Origin of the sequence: Paenibacillus andongensis, from assembly GCF_025369935.1 — a bacterium.
GTDB classification, from domain to species: domain Bacteria; phylum Bacillota; class Bacilli; order Paenibacillales; family NBRC-103111; genus Paenibacillus_E; species Paenibacillus_E andongensis.
In genome coordinates this window covers 1,495,001-1,511,068 of record NZ_CP104467.1, presented here as the reverse complement: position 1 = coordinate 1,511,068, position 16,068 = coordinate 1,495,001, and the positions used below count along the sequence as shown (strand labels likewise).

General features: G+C 47.5%; 14 protein-coding genes, 16 tRNA genes and 1 rRNA gene (1 of these 31 running past the window's edge). 3 read left to right on the top strand and 28 right to left on the bottom strand.

The annotated features are described in order from the left end of the window. Nucleotides 1-3: 3 nt before the first annotated feature. The 4 genes from moaA to NYR53_RS06970 all read right to left on the bottom strand — a co-directional run bounded on the left by moaA (nt 4) and on the right by NYR53_RS06970 (nt 3,400). Nucleotides 4-1,008, bottom strand: a complete 1,005-nt coding sequence (gene moaA, locus NYR53_RS06985; RefSeq protein WP_261304505.1) for a GTP 3',8-cyclase MoaA — start codon at nt 1,006-1,008, stop codon at nt 4-6. Between the two features lie 89 nt (nt 1,009-1,097). Beyond that, nucleotides 1,098-1,709 (bottom strand): molybdenum cofactor guanylyltransferase, encoded by a 612-nt coding sequence (gene mobA / locus NYR53_RS06980; RefSeq protein ID WP_261304504.1) that lies wholly within the window; start codon nt 1,707-1,709, stop codon nt 1,098-1,100. Next, nucleotides 1,706-2,350 carry an MOSC domain-containing protein gene (locus tag NYR53_RS06975; protein WP_261304503.1) on the bottom strand — a complete coding sequence of 215 codons (645 nt, stop codon included), beginning with the start codon at nt 2,348-2,350 and terminating at the stop codon, nt 1,706-1,708. The genes mobA and NYR53_RS06975 overlap by 4 nt, the downstream gene beginning before the upstream one ends. 93 nt (nt 2,351-2,443) lie before the next feature. Further along, entirely contained in the window at nt 2,444-3,400 is a 957-nt protein-coding gene (locus NYR53_RS06970) for a molybdopterin-dependent oxidoreductase (protein WP_367618628.1), read from the bottom strand. Nucleotides 3,401-3,631: 231 nt separating this feature from the next. Here NYR53_RS06970 and NYR53_RS34405 point away from each other — a divergent pair, with 231 nt between their 5' ends. Then, nucleotides 3,632-3,781 (top strand): hypothetical protein, encoded by a 150-nt coding sequence (locus tag NYR53_RS34405; RefSeq protein ID WP_367618627.1) that lies wholly within the window; start codon nt 3,632-3,634, stop codon nt 3,779-3,781. Between the two features lie 189 nt (nt 3,782-3,970). Here the strand turns inward: NYR53_RS34405 and NYR53_RS06965 are convergent, their stop codons facing one another. The 5 genes from NYR53_RS06965 to NYR53_RS06945 all read right to left on the bottom strand — a co-directional run bounded on the left by NYR53_RS06965 (nt 3,971) and on the right by NYR53_RS06945 (nt 8,490). Beyond that, nucleotides 3,971-4,396, bottom strand: a complete 426-nt coding sequence (locus NYR53_RS06965; RefSeq protein ID WP_261304501.1) for a copper amine oxidase N-terminal domain-containing protein — start codon at nt 4,394-4,396, stop codon at nt 3,971-3,973. A gap of 489 nt (nt 4,397-4,885) precedes the next feature. Next, nucleotides 4,886-5,929 carry a HAMP domain-containing sensor histidine kinase gene (locus tag NYR53_RS06960; RefSeq protein ID WP_261304500.1) on the bottom strand — a complete coding sequence of 348 codons (1,044 nt, stop codon included), beginning with the start codon at nt 5,927-5,929 and terminating at the stop codon, nt 4,886-4,888. Then, nucleotides 5,926-6,648 carry a response regulator transcription factor gene (locus NYR53_RS06955; RefSeq protein WP_261304499.1) on the bottom strand — a complete coding sequence of 241 codons (723 nt, stop codon included), beginning with the start codon at nt 6,646-6,648 and terminating at the stop codon, nt 5,926-5,928. Before NYR53_RS06955 ends, NYR53_RS06960 begins: the two co-directional genes overlap by 4 nt. A 111-nt stretch (nt 6,649-6,759) precedes the next feature. Then, nucleotides 6,760-7,995 carry an MDR family MFS transporter gene (locus NYR53_RS06950; RefSeq protein WP_261304498.1) on the bottom strand — a complete coding sequence of 412 codons (1,236 nt, stop codon included), beginning with the start codon at nt 7,993-7,995 and terminating at the stop codon, nt 6,760-6,762. A 111-nt stretch (nt 7,996-8,106) separates the two neighbouring features. Continuing rightward, nucleotides 8,107-8,490 (bottom strand): hypothetical protein, encoded by a 384-nt coding sequence (locus tag NYR53_RS06945; RefSeq protein WP_261304497.1) that lies wholly within the window; start codon nt 8,488-8,490, stop codon nt 8,107-8,109. 236 nt (nt 8,491-8,726) lie between these two features. Here NYR53_RS06945 and NYR53_RS06940 point away from each other — a divergent pair, with 236 nt between their 5' ends. After that, nucleotides 8,727-9,521 (top strand): alpha/beta fold hydrolase, encoded by a 795-nt coding sequence (locus NYR53_RS06940; RefSeq protein WP_261304496.1) that lies wholly within the window; start codon nt 8,727-8,729, stop codon nt 9,519-9,521. On the opposite strand, the gene NYR53_RS06935 is transcribed toward NYR53_RS06940, so the two are convergent. Together NYR53_RS06935 and NYR53_RS06930 are read right to left on the bottom strand one after the other, a co-directional pair. Beyond that, entirely contained in the window at nt 9,511-10,725 is a 1,215-nt protein-coding gene (locus NYR53_RS06935; RefSeq protein WP_261304495.1) for an ROK family protein, read from the bottom strand. The two genes, NYR53_RS06940 and NYR53_RS06935, sit on opposite strands and share 11 nt — an antisense overlap. 73 nt (nt 10,726-10,798) lie before the next feature. Continuing rightward, nucleotides 10,799-11,608 carry a class I SAM-dependent methyltransferase gene (locus tag NYR53_RS06930; protein ID WP_261304494.1) on the bottom strand — a complete coding sequence of 270 codons (810 nt, stop codon included), beginning with the start codon at nt 11,606-11,608 and terminating at the stop codon, nt 10,799-10,801. 149 nt (nt 11,609-11,757) lie between these two features. Between NYR53_RS06930 and NYR53_RS06925 the strand changes: the two genes are divergently transcribed. After that, nucleotides 11,758-11,871: a YjcZ family sporulation protein gene (locus NYR53_RS06925; RefSeq protein WP_261304493.1), complete on the top strand. Its 114-nt coding sequence runs from the start codon at nt 11,758-11,760 to the stop codon at nt 11,869-11,871. Nucleotides 11,872-12,131: 260 nt separating this feature from the next. On the opposite strand, the gene NYR53_RS06920 is transcribed toward NYR53_RS06925, so the two are convergent. From NYR53_RS06920 to NYR53_RS06840, 17 genes are all read right to left on the bottom strand, one after another. After that, nucleotides 12,132-12,210: transfer RNA gene (locus tag NYR53_RS06920), tRNA-Leu, on the bottom strand. Between the two features lie 20 nt (nt 12,211-12,230). After that, a tRNA-Leu gene (locus NYR53_RS06915) sits at nt 12,231-12,319 on the bottom strand. Nucleotides 12,320-12,328: 9 nt separating this feature from the next. Next, nucleotides 12,329-12,402: transfer RNA gene (locus tag NYR53_RS06910), tRNA-Cys, on the bottom strand. Nucleotides 12,403-12,412: 10 nt separating this feature from the next. Further along, a tRNA-Gly gene (locus NYR53_RS06905) sits at nt 12,413-12,487 on the bottom strand. 8 nt (nt 12,488-12,495) lie between these two features. Next, nucleotides 12,496-12,567: transfer RNA gene (locus tag NYR53_RS06900), tRNA-Gln, on the bottom strand. A gap of 22 nt (nt 12,568-12,589) precedes the next feature. Beyond that, nucleotides 12,590-12,662 (bottom strand) — tRNA-His (locus tag NYR53_RS06895). Nucleotides 12,663-12,686: 24 nt separating this feature from the next. Next, nucleotides 12,687-12,760 (bottom strand) — tRNA-Trp (locus NYR53_RS06890). A 14-nt stretch (nt 12,761-12,774) separates the two neighbouring features. Continuing rightward, nucleotides 12,775-12,856, bottom strand: a tRNA-Tyr gene (locus NYR53_RS06885). Nucleotides 12,857-12,865: 9 nt separating this feature from the next. Next, a tRNA-Thr gene (locus NYR53_RS06880) sits at nt 12,866-12,941 on the bottom strand. A gap of 16 nt (nt 12,942-12,957) precedes the next feature. Next, nucleotides 12,958-13,033: transfer RNA gene (locus NYR53_RS06875), tRNA-Phe, on the bottom strand. A gap of 20 nt (nt 13,034-13,053) precedes the next feature. Further along, a tRNA-Asp gene (locus NYR53_RS06870) sits at nt 13,054-13,130 on the bottom strand. Between the two features lie 12 nt (nt 13,131-13,142). Continuing rightward, nucleotides 13,143-13,219: transfer RNA gene (locus NYR53_RS06865), tRNA-Met, on the bottom strand. 56 nt (nt 13,220-13,275) lie between these two features. Beyond that, nucleotides 13,276-13,348: transfer RNA gene (locus tag NYR53_RS06860), tRNA-Val, on the bottom strand. A gap of 14 nt (nt 13,349-13,362) precedes the next feature. Continuing rightward, nucleotides 13,363-13,437, bottom strand: a tRNA-Glu gene (locus NYR53_RS06855). A 15-nt stretch (nt 13,438-13,452) separates the two neighbouring features. Further along, nucleotides 13,453-13,544: transfer RNA gene (locus NYR53_RS06850), tRNA-Ser, on the bottom strand. Nucleotides 13,545-13,547: 3 nt separating this feature from the next. Beyond that, nucleotides 13,548-13,623, bottom strand: a tRNA-Asn gene (locus NYR53_RS06845). 116 nt (nt 13,624-13,739) lie between these two features. Next, nucleotides 13,740-16,068 (bottom strand): 23S ribosomal RNA (locus NYR53_RS06840); it runs 587 nt beyond the window's last position.

The window sequence follows — 16,068 nt, the reverse complement described above, 5'->3', positions numbered from 1 at the left end:
AGGTCAACCGCCAATTTGCGACATCCGGCGAAGTGTTGGTGTATGAGACTGCTCTTCATTCATTAGTGCCTGGGCCATCTCATGATTTTGAGGTTTGATATCCAAAGCACGGAAGAATAAATCTTCTATCGCAGAATCATCTCCGATATATGTTCGAACATTAAATTCATCCGACCAGTATAGACATGGCTTCACATTGCCATCCGCAGTTATTCGCAGACGATTGCAGGTCTCACAGAAGTGATCGCTAATCGGATGTATGAGGCCGAATGAGCCTAACGCTCCGTCAATTCGAAAGTTCTGAGAAGGCCCATTTCCATAAACCGCGTCCGATGCTGAAGCATGCCAACCCTTCGCTTTACAGCGATCTAAAACGGTTGTCAGCGATAAATAGCGGCTTTTCCAATCCTCATCTTGGTGACCGATAGGCATGTACTCAATAAATCGAACCTGAATAGGTCGGTCAATCGTCATTTGCAAAAAGTCTTCAATTTCGTCATCGTTAATGCCTTTCATCAAGACCACATTAAGCTTAATCGGGGTAATTCCCACGCGGTAAGCTTCTTCAATGCTAGCCAGAACACGATGAATATCACCGCCTCTAGTTATCAAAGAGAATCGATCCGCTTTCAACGAATCCAAGCTAATATTAACACGGGTTAACCCTGCTGCTCGTAGCTTCTCAGCCCTCGATGCAAAGTAAATCCCGTTCGTAGTCAGAGCAATATCTTCAATTCCGGGAATTTGAGAAAGCATACCAATCAATTGCTCCAAGTTTTTACGCACAAGGGGCTCTCCGCCGGTTAATCTCAATTTACGAACACCAAGCCCAGCCAGCACACGGACAACTTCAGTAATTTCCTCGAAAGTTAACAACTTTTCATCCGCTTCAAATTCCATTCCTTCTTCAGGCATGCAGTATACACAGCGCAGATTACAACGATCTGTAACAGAAATTCGCAAGTAATCGTGCATCCGCCCGAATCGATCCATAAGCAGCTTCGACATAGGAGTTCACCTTCTCTCAAAGTACATTATGGCATATTTCATGACAAAATCATAGATTTCATAGCGAAAACCAACTAAAAAAACAACTTTCATGATAGATTAGCTAACATTTGCTCATACTCTTCCGGAGTATTCACATTTGTTGCGAAATGGATAGGGATATTTTTCCTTTCAAAAAAATCATTCTCTACAGCCTTCCAATCTATATGATCCAGCAGTCCCATTAAACGAAACTGTTTTTGTTTCAATAACACCTCGGCTTCGGAACCTACTATTCTTGAATATATGCCGTGAAGTGGATGAACGCGACCGTCCAGCACAGGGATAACGGCATCCAAGTTAGCTTCTTGGCACAACATGGCCATTGCCTTTGCCGCTTCGGCAGAAATAAAAGGCATATCACAGCCCACAATCCACATATGCTGCTCTGATGCGATCAGAGAGGCAGCTTGAATACCGCTTAAAGGCCCTTTTTGTACATATTGATCAGTGATACATTGCACGTTTATATTCGATACCGTAGACAGGTGAGGTCGTAAAACCTCAGGTTCATTGGTTACGACAATGACTTGCTTGCAGATGCTCGACATTTCCTTCAATTGCCTAAGGAACAAGGGCTGACCTTGTACGGGGAGAAGTGCTTTTATCCTTCCGCTCATACGGCGATTAAGCCCTCCGGCAAGAATAACGCCCGTGATCATACGCCAAGCTCCGCCAACCTTTTAAGGAAGGATTGTTTCCAACTTGCTGATAATGCTTGTATGGTCGCAATATGCTGAGCAGCTTCTACATTCATTTTTTCGTGATACTTAATTTGGTTGGCATAGGCGACTGTTACACCCGCTTCATCTTTGGCGATAAGCTTCACTTGTGCATTCTTAGAAATTACACCTTCTGTTAGCACCCTGAAATAGTAGCCAGTATAGCCGGTTTCCTGTACTTGGAGGACAGCGTCTGTCCAATCCAAACGTTTCGCTAGTTTATGACAAGGTTGACGAGGCTGCGAGACCTGGACGATTACGTCACCAATCGCGTAGGTGTCCCCGATGCAGACCTGATCTTCGAGCAGGCCGCGTACTGTTAGATTCTCACCGAACGTGCCTGCTTCCATCTTCTGGCCCAGCACTTGCTCCCAGTGTGCGTAATGCTCCTCCGGGTATACACACAGCGCTTTGTCGGCTCCGCCATGCACCGTCAAATCTGCTTGCCCGTCTCCATCCAACTGTGTCTTCGTTACATGCAAAGATGAGCTGACCGGATATTTATAAATACCCGTAACCAGCTCCTTCCCTTGATATATTATTGTTTGTGGTAAACCAACATTCACAGATACGATTTCCATGATAATGTCCCTCATTTCCGAGAAAATTCTTAGTATACACTATACCAAAAACCTCCCGGAAAGTCAGTGCCAGCTTGTCTGAGTACAAGTAAATTACGCTTTTGATCTATCTACCCATGCATCGTTATCGTAGCCTCTTACTTCCCAGTAGCCCATGTGCTCCTTCTCGATGAGCTCGATCCCTTGAAGCCATTTAACGGATTTGTAGGCATACATTTGCGGAACGATCAGCCTTACTGGGCCTCCTAATTTTTGCGGAATGGGCTTACCATCCATGAGCACAGCGACCATAATGTCATCCCCATTTGCCTGGCTCAGGGACAACGCATCCGTATATACCTTATCGCCTGAATAAAACTTCACATATTTCCCCTTGGCTTGAACACCAGCAGCAGCTAATAATTGCTTAAGCGGGATGCCCTCCCATGTGCATTTGTATACAGACCAGCCGGTCACACAGTGGAAATCACTAACCTGCACAGTCCGCTTCAGCTTCAGGAACTCTTCCCAGTTCCATGCACTGGGGTTATCGACCAGACCGGATATGGCGAATTTCCACGTATCCGAGGAAAAAGCCGGAATTTCCGTAACCGTGTATATCCGGAAATTCCCTTGCGCTCCTCCGCCCACAACAGCGGCGGAGTCAGGTAGGGGCGCCGGCGGCGGAAGCATCCGGTTGCCGTCGGTTGCGATATACTCTGCGGTCGTAGAGCCGCCAGTGTCGAATGCGCCTTTTATCCAGCGATAAAAGGCGGGACCGATCGCGATCACGAGCAGCAGTCCTGCGGCTATCCGCAGGAACGATGCGCGTGTGATCGGCGACTCCTTCAGCGCGGCGATGACCGCCTGCGCTGCTGTGCGCCTTGCCGTGGCGTCCTCTGCCGCCACGGGGGCCTGGTTCGGCGCCGCTGCGATAGCACTGGCGGCGGCTGGGGTTTGGACCGCCGTCGCGGATGCGGGCGGTCTTGCCGTGGCAGCGGCTTGATCTAGCCGCTGCTGGCGCTTAAGCCATCTGCTGCGCGAGATGGCGTGGTACACGGCATACGGCACTCCGACCCAGGTGAGCAGGTCATGCACGAAGAGTGCCGAATTGTTCAAAGCCGGTGGCAGATTGCGGAACTGCCACAAAATCCCCCCTGATCCGGCCCAGCCGATCAGGAGCGCAAGGACGAACACCAGATTCGCGCGTTGATTGCGGCGCGCGCGAATCTGGTGCCAATGCTTACGAAGCATCGGCGCGTATAACGCGATGAGCAGAATTGATGCGACACCCAAGTAAATGTGAAGCTGCTTGATCGTCACACGGAAGCTCCCCAGATCTCCCCTAATCGCACCGATACTCAGCACGATGCCCGTCACAGTAAGCAGCAGCAAAATCCACGCATTCCAGCTATGAACAGCATTCAATCGCTTCCCAAAAGACTGCTTTAGCCATCCTCTTTTTGAATCCATAACGTCACCACCTTCATCCACTTACAATCTTTTCGTTATTCTTATCATAACGTATAAATATTAAAAAAGGCTTACAAATCCGCTAATATTTCGTGTAACTCTCAACCTAAGAACCCCCCAAACTCCACTAACATCGTGGCGATGGGGGGGGGGGGTATACGATTTAAACTACTTCACTAAATAAGTATCGACCAATTCTTTCGGTACATAAGTCTTGTCATTCAAAATGGTCGGTGCAACCATGAGCACATTATCCATCATGCCTGCCTTAATTGTCTTACTATCGATTTGAATCACGAACGTGTTCCCCATCGTCACCATATCTTTCATCGTCTTATCATCCATCATGCCTTTGTCTTCCGTCATACTCTTCATTAAAGTAACCGAGCGAGTTTCCCCATCCCATGTCACCTTAAAACCTAATGATTCAGCAATCTCCCGCAGGGGAACGAGCTCCGTCCCATCCTTCATCATCGTTTCAATACCGCTGTAGTTAAACTTCTTTGCCATCATTTCCTCTGCACTTGCCAACCCTGGAAGTGCTAAAGTACAAGCAACCAGTGAAACAACCATCGCTTTTTTCCATCTTTTCATCGTCTATTCCTCCTAAGTTTTCGTTACGTCTTTCTATTCCTTAAATTAACGTACCGAGCTTAAGAAACACTAACGGATCCATTACGAAATACTTACAAGAGACTAACAAAAAAAGCCCAGCATCCCTACATGCCTGGCTTCCAAATCATTAAAATTAGCGAAATCAGAGACAATATTGTACCAATTGTCCCGTAAATATCCCATTTCCTCGATTCCTTCCGATACGCTGCTGTTTGCTCCCCTAATCGCAGTGATTCTTCACTATAGCGGATCATTCCTTCTCTGCAGAGGCAATAAAATGCCCAACCACAACAACCCAGAAAGCGAAAATAGAATTAATGATGTCCCTCCCCATCCGCGCAAAAAAACCACAAAGAAGGGGGCAATCCTTCTTGTGGTCCATAGGAGTTTCAATAGCAATCTAAATGCGGTCCATGCGCGTTTCAATTGCAGTGCTACCTCTTGATACCACTTTCAGCTCTTACCACACTAATAAATCGGCATCGTAAACCAGAAACGGCTGCCGTGCCCTTTAGCACCTGTATGGCTATCAACACCAATTGTTCCTCCATGCAGGTGAACAATTGATTTGGCAATCGCAAGTCCGAGACCTGCGCCTCCGCTGGCTCGTGTTCTTGACGGATCCGAACGATAGAAGCGATCGAAGATCTTATTTCTATCCTCTTCGTCGATCCCTTGACCATGATCCTGAATATTAAGCTTCACATACTCGTCTGAGATCTGTTCAACTTTTATTTCAATCGTCCCACCAACAGGAGAATGTCGTATGGCGTTATCCAAAATGTTAGAAAGGACCCGCTTCATTTCCTGGGGCATAATGGCCACCGGGGGCAATCGATCAGGCAAGTCGACGTCGACCTGCAGCTGTTTTTCCTCCAACTGAAAAGCCAAGCTTTGCAAGCTGTCTAGCAGCAAATGATCGACATGGTACCGTTCAGGAGCAAATTCAGTTCCTCCGGCATCCAACTGTGACAGCTTAAATAATTCTTGAATCAGTCCATCTAATCGTCCTGTTTCAAGCCGTATGGTTTGCAGATATCGTGCAAAAGTTTCTTTATCTTGAATGACATCGTCCTCCAAAGCTTCAACGAATGCTTGAATAGAAGCCATTGGGGTCCTCAAATCGTGTGAAACATTCGCTACAAGCTCTTTACGGGACGCCTCAGCTGTTCGCAATTTCTGAAAGCTTTCATTCAGCTTGCCCGTCATTCGATTAAATTGATCTGCAAGTCTTTGGAATTCAGCAGGTCCAATCTGAGGCACTTGTCCCTCAAAATGCCCTTCCGAAATATGCGTCGTTTCCTCCGTAATCGCATGAATGGCTTTCTCAAGAGGGCGCGTCATGAAGTAATGTATAAGCATCGATACACTCGCAGCGCCAAGAGTTACCGACGTCAACAGGACGACGTCTTTCCAGTTCAATAACATATATCGATAGCAGATAAACAAGGTAAGCAAAATAATACCCGTACTCACCCCACTCGCGATGAGCAAATATATACGAAGCTTCATGTCGGCTCCCTACCCTCAAATTTATAACCAATACCCCATACGGTCTTAATATATCGCGGCTCAGAGGGATTCGGCTCGATCTTCTCTCTCAGCCTGCGAATGTGGACAGTGACCGTTGTTGTATCGCCATAATAGTCAATATCCCACACTTTATTTAGCAGCTGATTACGTGAAAATACTTGCTCCGGATGCCCTGCAAACAGGTGCAGCAATTCAAATTCCTTGACGGTCAGCTCAATTTCCTTCCCGTTCACTCGAACACTCCGGTGCAGAACATTAAGCTCCAGCCCCGGAAACTTCATAATATGCGCAGGTGGCAAAGCACCTGCACCGTTTGCCGACTCCGCTTGGCCGCGCTGCTGCCTCCGCAGAATCGCTTTCGCTCGCAGAACCAGCTCACGCGGGGAAAATGGCTTCGTCAAATAGTCGTCTGCGCCCATCGTTAACCCCATGAGGCGATCCATTTCATCGCCTCGAGCCGTTAACATGATGATGGGCACGTCCTGCTCGTTGCGAATTTCTTCGCATACTTGCCAGCCGTTTTTGCCCGGCATCATGAGGTCAAGAACAATCAGCTGCGGGCTGTGCAGCCTCCATAAGCGGATGGCTTCGTCGCCACTCACCGCCGAAATAACCTGATATCCCTCTCGCTGCAAATAGACGGTGCACACATCAATAATATTCGTTTCATCATCCACCACGAGAACGAGTGAACCCATACGGCATACCTCCTCAAGCATTCATTCTATTATACCGCAGAGCAATGAAATGAAGCTTACGTATGTATTACAAAAGTATTAAAGCTCCCCAAATTGCGGGGAGCTCATTCCTTATGTTTGCAGAGCAGCCTCTATTATAGGCTCCTCTTTTTTGTGATTAAGACTTCGAATATATCGCGATTGAGCAATACCGGCTAGGAGAATGATGGCAGCTACGACGGCGAACATGACCTTCCCGCCAAAGTGACTGAATAACAAGCCTCCCAAAATAGGCCCAATGGCACGTGATAACTGCCAATTCATACCGAACACTGAGAAATACCAACCTCTATGCTCCTCTGGCGCAATAACGGAGATCACCTTCTGAATGTGGGGACCATTTAACATTTCACCAATGGTAAATAAAAGTTCAACAAAAAGGAGTATAGCAAAGATAGGTACAAATCCATAACCAACTGACACAATGGCAAACAAAAGATAGGAGGCTGCGACTACTAAATACGCGGAAACGTGCTCTGTACGCTTAGCAATCCATATTTGCAGTGCAATAACGACACAGCCATTAAAGGTAATAATCGTAGCAAAAACCGTCTTATAATTCTCGAAATGCTGCTGTAAATGCAGTGGGAGTGTAGACTCCACTTGAGCATATAACAGCGATACCGGCATCGCTAGAAGCGTTATCCAAAGGAGCGGCTTATGATCCCGCCATCTGATTTTCGGCTTTGTTTTAGACAATTCCAGCTCCGCCGCGGTCTTCACAGGCATGGTCTCTGGAACTTTCCAGACGACCAGCCCTGCGTATGCAAGGAGAGCAACCGAGCAAGTCAAGAAAATAATGGTCGGATTCCAGGTGAATAGAAGCAGTCCAATGAGCGGTCCAAATGCTGAACCCATATTTAATGCTGTGTGCAGCAAAGCGAATACTTCAGCGCGTTTCTCCTGTGGAACAACATCCGTAATCTGTGCATTAGCAGCTGGTCCAAACATGGCATGCCCAATGCCGTTAATGATCGAAATGACAGCAAATTCCCAAACGTGACTGGCAAACATATAACCGCCAATAGCGAAAGCTTGGATCATGAGAGCAGCCAGCATCATCGGCTTCCGTCCATACCGATCACTTAAACTACCTGCATACAAATTCACGAAAATTCCGCATAACGGCTGTAATCCGATAATCAACATAGATAAGAAAATAGAACCATCCAGTTTGTCATACAAATAATAAACCAAATAAGGTCTCATCATAAACCCGGCTAATGAAGTTAGAATCGTCCCAACGACCCGAACCCATATCGCCGTATCATACTTGCTAATCAGTGAAAACAAAGGGATCCTGTGCATACAACCTCCTAGATGTTATTAGTCTTCTCAGTTTAGAGCTATTTGGACAAAAGAAAAAGGTAAAATCTCGTTATAACGGATTTCACCTTTTATGAATGATTACCTATATAGTTATCCGCCAATACGAATTTTGCGGTATGTATCGATAAACGAGAGGACATCTACTCTTTTCCCCCTCTTTTTCGCGACTCTGGCCATTTTCACGAGTGTTGTCCAGAATTCATCTAGAACAGGAGATTCGAATTCATTTTCTTTGGGTGCTTGTGTCAGGTTATGTTTATTTTTATACGTCGTGCCCTCATCCGAAATGAGATACTGAATTTGACTTTTTTTCCATTGCTCGCCGGTTACATAACTTACTCCAATTTCCCGCATTTTTTTGCGTACTGAAGTCACAGGACGACAAAGTTCTCTGGCAATTACAACTGGAGGACACTCAGAGGAAAGGCGAATCAATTTGTCCAATTCCTGTGTGGACCATGGCTTTTTAGTCATAAGAATAACCTCACTTCATAAAATGAATGTTTCGTTCTGCCTGTTAATGGTTACTAACAAAAGGTATAATAAGAGAATACCAACCAAATGTTAAAGAAGTATGAGTTAACCATAATGAAAGTATGAAGACATAACATTTTCGATAATTTTCCCTATTTTATGCCCTAAGAACTACGATTGGGGGACGAATTAGGACTTTATGCGTGGTAAATTTATCTGCTGGAGAGTGAAGGACAATGAAACATCATATTAACGGGACGGAACTGTTTGTCGAAGAAAAAGGGCATGGAGCACCTGTAATTTTACTACACGGCTTCCCATTGGATCATCGTATGTGGCAATCGCAGATAGACGCGTTGTCGGGAAGCTATCGTGTCATAACACCTGATTTACGTGGCATGGGCCAGTCTGACGTACCTGCATCGAATATATCGATAGACCAATATGCCAATGACATTTTAACTTTAATGGATAAAATGGGCATAGAAAAAGCCGCACTTGGCGGCTTCTCCATGGGTGGATATGTGGCGTTTGCACTTCTACGCAAAGCTCCAAAACGTTTCACAGGGCTTATCTTGGCCAATACTCGTCCTGAAGCAGATGGACAAGAAGCTCGTAAGAATCGTTTAAACATGGCTGTCTCTCTCTATGAAAAAGGGTCCGTGGTGGCAAGAGACGCTATGCTGCCTAAACTTATTACAGAACCTTCCAAGCAAGAACATCCTAAGCTCGTCGATACCTTGAGTATGGTGATGGAATCGATGCCAGCAGAGGGACTTGTCCATGCTTGTCTTGCTATGGCATTCCGCGAGGACTCTGTCGACCTGCTTAGCTCAATCTCGGTGCCAACGCTCGTCATCGCAGGCGAACAAGACCCGATCGCGCCTCCGGATGTCATGAAGAAAATGGCTGACCTGATTAATGGCGTCAGCTATCATGTAATACCCGCTGCCTCACATTTGACGCCTATGGAAAAGCCGGAAGCTTTCAATGCGCTGATGATTGATTTTCTAAAGGGCATTAAAGCCTAACCAACTGGTCCATGACCATCACGGCTGCACCAATTGCCAGAGCTTCCTCACCAAGCTGCCCTTTGCTGAAAACAACCTGATAGGCGGGGTAGTAGTATGTCTTCCGAATCGCTACCTGCGTAGCGGTTTGGAAAAACAACTCCCCGCCCGCAATTAATGGCCCCCCTAGGATTACCTTCTCAGGGTGTAAAATATTTAGCAAGTTAGCTAGTCCAATGCCGAAATAAGTGGCAGCCTCCGTGATGATCTCCACAACTAGGGGATCATTTTTTTTGAGCGCCTCCATCACATGCAGGTACGTGACATGCTCGGGGTCATCAACCAAATGAGACAACGCCGTAGATCGACCCTGCTTTAAGGCGGATCGAGCTGCCTTCTCGATGGCATATAAAGAAGCATACGACTCCAATGCTCCATAGTTGCCTGACGTATTACGATGGGGAACACCATCCGTTTGAATAATCATCTGACCTACAGAGCCTTCCATATCGACGGCACCATAAATAACCTTTCCTTCAGAAACCATGGAGGAGCGCAAACCAATTCCAGCATGAATATAGAGCAGATGCTTAAAACTCTGCGTACGTTGATGCCATGATTCAGCTAGGATCGCCGCGTTAGCTCCATTATCCAGCAATGCGGGAATACCTAATTCTCCCGTCAACTGCCTACAAATCTCAACATTTCTCCATCCTTTTGCTGGAAAATAGGACGGTTCCAAGATGGTCCCTGACAAGCGATCCACAGGACCAACCGCACCAATCCCTATTCCAAGCACAGAGGAAGAATCAATGTTATGTGTGGATAACATCCTTTGTACTTCATCTACGATTAGACATATCAGCACATCTGGCGTCATCTCAGCCGTCATCGTCCAGCTCCGTGTATCCAATTTCTTCATTCCCAGATCGACAAGGACAAGCTTGGACAACGTTCTGGATATTTCCAAACCAAATACATAAGCATAGGCCGGATTCTTTTCATACAGAATCGGCCTACGCCCTCCTGTTGAAGCACCGAAACCAGATTCAAGGATAAGTCCTTGTATCGTAAGTTCCTCCAAAAGCCGCGTCAACGTAGATACCGTCATCCCGCTTTGCTCTAACAACTCCGTTTTGGATACCGTTGTTTGACGACAAATTCGCTCATAGATTTCTTTCGCCTTACGATTCGGAATTCGTTCTGTTATGACATCTACGTTCAAAGAAACAGCCCCCAATGATAATCTTTCTCATATATTTCGCCATTGGGAAGCCAAATTCCTTCCTTGTCTTCCCTTATTCCTTCGATCCAATCATGAGAGTATATCCCATATAGGGATGATATTTATTAACGAGCTCATCGTATTTGGCGGTAATTTGCCAAATCCGCGGATCCATAAACGACTGCTTATCAGACAAGTGAACAGGGTCTGGATGTTGGACTTGATCTTCGAACATGGTTAGCGGGAAAGCATGTATCCCTGAGAAGTCCACGGGTTCAAATTTGCTCTTCTCTAACAGCTCCCGCCATTCATCCATACTATATATTTTACTTACCCCATAGAAGCTGCACAGCGCCCGATGAACACCCGGTGACATCTCTTTGATTCGGATAACTTCTCGATCATAGAGCTTACCTTCGGATTTAAGTACCCTATAATACTCGGATACAGCTTTCTGAGCATCTGCAAAATTCGTCACTGACTCCACCATCACAACATCAAAAGTATGATCATCAAAGGGTAATTGGCATACATCCCCAACCTTGAATTGTACCTGTACCCCCTGCTTCTCAGCTCTTATGATCGCTTTCGCAATCATTTCCGGACGAATATCGACTGCTGTTACTTCGCATCCTTGCTCGGCCAGGAAACATGCCGTTCTTCCAGTCCCGCATCCGACCTCTAGCACGCGCTTCCCTTTCTCAATGGGATACTTCTTCAATTGTTCAATCGTCTCTCCGAATCCCCCGGGATGCGCATTGCCCACTCCTAATTTGGCTAACATATCTAAGTACTCGATAGCACTTACACCTCCACAATGGCATAACATTCTCTTTTCTACCATATGGGGGGCTGCAGCCTCTTGTTCAGATTCTTGGTACATTTTCTAAAAAAAGGCGCTCGCCTAAAAGCGTATTTTTCCAACCTCTATTAGGCTAAAAACTGAATCAAATCATAACCACTCCCCATAGGATAGTATTGTCTCTCATCCGATTTCGCAGAGAACATTCCTTTAGATGGGGGGTGACATAAATGGGTGTTGCTGCTGGTGCTGGTGTTGGTTACGGCGGTGGTCATACTTCCGCCGCTGCTGTTCTCGTATTGTTTATTTTGCTCGTAATCGTAACTATGTCTTTCTGTTGGTAATCATGAATCATTAGAGATATTGGCAAAAAATAAGGAGTTTCGGTTCAGACGACCGAAACTCCTCCTAGATACGTGATCATTCTCTTTAATGCCGACAATCTATGCAACATACCATCCCTACCCGCATCGATCTTTTTACTTACTTTTACGACTGCAGCATTTTGTGAATTTAATAATTGATCTACTCTAAATAGCAATATACGAATACATAGAAAAAGCTCATGAAATCGAATGATTTCATGAGCTTTTTCTATTCGTTATACCGGCAAGAGGACTCGAACCTCCACCCTTTCGGACTCGATTTTGAGTCGAGCGCGTCTGCCATTCCGCCATGCCGGCATATGAACTTGTAAAAATAATGGTGCCGAAGACCAGACTTGAACTGGTACGGTAGTCACCTACCGCAGGATTTTAAGTCCTGTGCGTCTGCCGATTCCGCCACTCCGGCTAATAAATGTGGAGGCGCCACCCAGATTCGAACTGGGGGTAAAGCTTTTGCAGAGCTCTGCCTTACCACTTGGCTATGGCGCCTTAGTAATAATGGAGCGGAAGACGGGGATCGAACCCGCGACCCTCGCCTTGGCAAGGCGATGCTCTACCGCTGAGCCACTTCCGCATATAAAACTGGGGATCAAGGATTTGAACCTTGGCATGACGGAGTCAAAGTCCGTTGCCTTACCGCTTGGCTAATCCCCATTATGTTGCTTTGGTAATAATGGGCGGACGACGGGACTTGAACCCGCGAATGCCGGATCCACAAACCGGTGCGTTAACCCCTTCGCCACGACCGCCACAATATTAAGTTTAATGCATTTTGGCAGGGGCAGCAGGAATTGAACCCACACCAAAGGTTTTGGAGACCTTTGTTCTACCCTTAAACTATGCCCCTACAAAAAAGGAAAATGGAGGCTGATGGATTCGAACCACCGAACTCGAAGAGAGCAGATTTACAGTCTGCCGTGTTTAGCCACTTCACTAAGCCTCCACAAAGCAATGGTGCCGTCGAGAGGACTTGAACCCCCAACCTACTGATTACAAGTCAGTTGCTCTACCAGTTGAGCTACAACGGCTTATTTAGTTAATAAATGGTGGCTTTGGACGGAATCGAACCGCCGACACAAGGATTTTCAGTCCTCTGCTCTACCGACTGAGCTACAAAGCCTTACTAATAGAATGTGATAATGGCGGAGCTGACGGGATTCGAACCCGCGGTCTCCTGCGTGACAGGCAGGCATGTTAGGCCACTACACCACAGCTCCACATTCATTATTTGGTTGCGGGGGCAGGATTTGAACCTGCGGCCTTCGGGTTATGAGCCCGACGAGCTACCGGGCTGCTCCACCCCGCGTCATTAAGTATATGTCACGTTTCCTATTAAATCAAGTAGCTGATTAGGAAACATGATGGAGGCTGACGGGATCGAACCGCCGACCCTCTGCTTGTAAGGCAGATGCTCTCCCAGCTGAGCTAAGCCTCCATGGGAATTAAAAATGGTGACCCGTAGGGGACTCGAACCCCTGTTACCTCCGTGAAAGGGAGGTGTCTTAACCACTTGACCAACGGGCCTTACTAGAAAGATAGTGGCGGAGAGAGAGGGATTCGAACCCTCGAGACGCTTGTGACGCCTACACGATTTCCAATCGTGCTCCTTCGGCCAGCTCGGACACCTCTCCATATGGCTCCCCGAACAGGACTCGAACCTGTGACAACTCGATTAACAGTCGAGTGCTCTACCAACTGAGCTATCAGGGAATAGGAATATATATCTTTCAAGGATTTATTCCTTGAAAACTAGATACGAAACGTTTGTAAAATATTCCTTAGGTTTCAAACTGAGAGACTTTGACTTTCGTCAAAGATCCCTATATTAGGTTAAGCCCTCGACCGATTAGTATTCGTCAGCTGCATGCATTGCTGCACTTCCACCTCGAACCTATCAACCTCGTCGTCTACAAGGGGTCTTACATACTGGGAAATCTCATCTTGAGGGGGGCTTCGCGCTTAGATGCTTTCAGCGCTTATCCCCTCCGTACATAGCTACCCAGCGATGCCTCTGGCGAGACAACTGGTACACCAGCGGTACGTCCATCCCGGTCCTCTCGTACTAAGGACAGCTCCTCTCAAATTTCCTACGCCCGCGACAGATAGGGACCGAACTGTCTCACGACGTTCTGAACCCAGCTCGCGTACCGCTTTAATGGGCGAACAGCCCAACCCTTGGGACCTACTTCAGCCCCAGGATGCGATGAGCCGACATCGAGGTGCCAAACCTCCCCGTCGATGTGGACTCTTGGGGGAGATAAGCCTGTTATCCCCAGGGTAGCTTTTATCCGTTGAGCGATGGCCCTTCCATTCGGTACCACCGGATCACTAAGTCCGACTTTCGTCCCTGCTCGACTTGTAGGTCTCGCAGTCAAGCTCCCTTATGCCTTTGCACTCTGCGAATGATTTCCAACCATTCTGAGGGAACCTTTAAACGCCTCCGTTACATTTTAGGAGGCGACCGCCCCAGTCAAACTGCCCACCTGACACTGTCCCCATACCGGATTACGGTACCAGGTTAGAACTCCGATACGATCAGGGTGGTATCCCAACGGCGCCTCCACCCAAGCTGGCGCTCAGGCTTCAAAGGCTCCCACCTATCCTGTACAGATCGTACCAAAGTCCAATATCAAGCTGCAGTAAAGCTCCATGGGGTCTTTCCGTCTTGTCGCGGGTAACCTGCATCTTCACAGGTATTAAAATTTCACCGGATCTCTCGTTGAGACAGCGCCCAAGTCGTTACGCCATTCGTGCGGGTCAGAATTTACCTGACAAGGAATTTCGCTACCTTAGGACCGTTATAGTTACGGCCGCCGTTTACTGGGGCTTCAATTCATAGCTTCGGGTTGCCCCTAACCACTCCTCTTAACCTTCCAGCACCGGGCAGGCGTCAGCCCGTATACTTCGCCTTGCGGCTTCGCACAGACCTGTGTTTTTGCTAAACAGTCGCTTGGGCCTTTTCACTGCGGCCCCCTCGGGCTATTCACCCTACCGAGGCACCCCTTCTCCCGAAGTTACGGGGTCATTTTGCCGAGTTCCTTAACGAGAGTTCTTCCGCGCGCCTTAGAATTCTCTTCTCACCCACCTGTGTCGGTTTGCGGTACGGGCACCTTCGCCTGGCTAGAAGCTTTTCTTGGCAGTGTGAACTCATGACCTTCGGTACTTAAAGTTTCCCTCCCCATCACAGCCCAGCCTTACGGTTAGCGGATTTGCCTACTAACCAGCCTCACTGCTTGGACGAGCATCCATCAGCTCGCGTCACTATCCTTCTGCGTCACTCCATCGCTCATAACGGCTACGGTGGTACAGGAATTTCCACCTGTTGTCCATCGACTACGCCTTTCGGCCTCGCCTTAGGTCCCGACTTACCCTGAGCGGACGAGCCTTCCTCAGGAACCCTTAGGTTTTCGGCGGATCAGATTCTCACTGATCTTTTCGTTACTTATACCGGCATTCTCACTTGTATGCGCTCCACCTGTCCTTACGGTCAGAATTCAACGTACATACAACGCTCCCCTACCCATGCACATACGTGCAAGCCATAGCTTCGGTGGCGTGTTTAGCCCCGTTACATTTTCGGCGCAGAGTCACTCGACCAGTGAGCTATTACGCACTCTTTCAATGGTGGCTGCTTCTAAGCCAACATCCTGGTTGTCTGTGCAACTCCACATCCTTTCCCACTTAACACACACTTGGGGACCTTAGCTGATGGTCTGGGCTGTTTCCCTTTTGACAATGGATCTTAGCACTCACTGTCTGACTCCCGGATTTAAGTTTGTGGCATTCAGAGTTTGACTGGACTTGGTAACCCTTGGCGGGCCCCGCACCCAATCAGTGCTTTACCTCCACAACTCCACATCCGAGGCTAGCCCTAAAGCTATTTCGGGGAGAACCAGCTATCTCCGAGTTCGATTGGAATTTCTCCGCTACCCCCACCTCATCCCCGCATTTTTCAACATGCGTGGGTTCGGGCCTCCAGTGAGTGTTACCTCACCTTCACCCTGGACAGGGGTAGATCACACGGTTTCGGGTCTACGTCCACGTACTCAAGCGCCCTATTCAGACTCGCTTTCGCTGCGGCTCCGCCTTTTCAGCTTAACCTCGCACGGGAACGTAACTCGCCGGTTCATTCTACAAAAGGCACGCCATCACCCA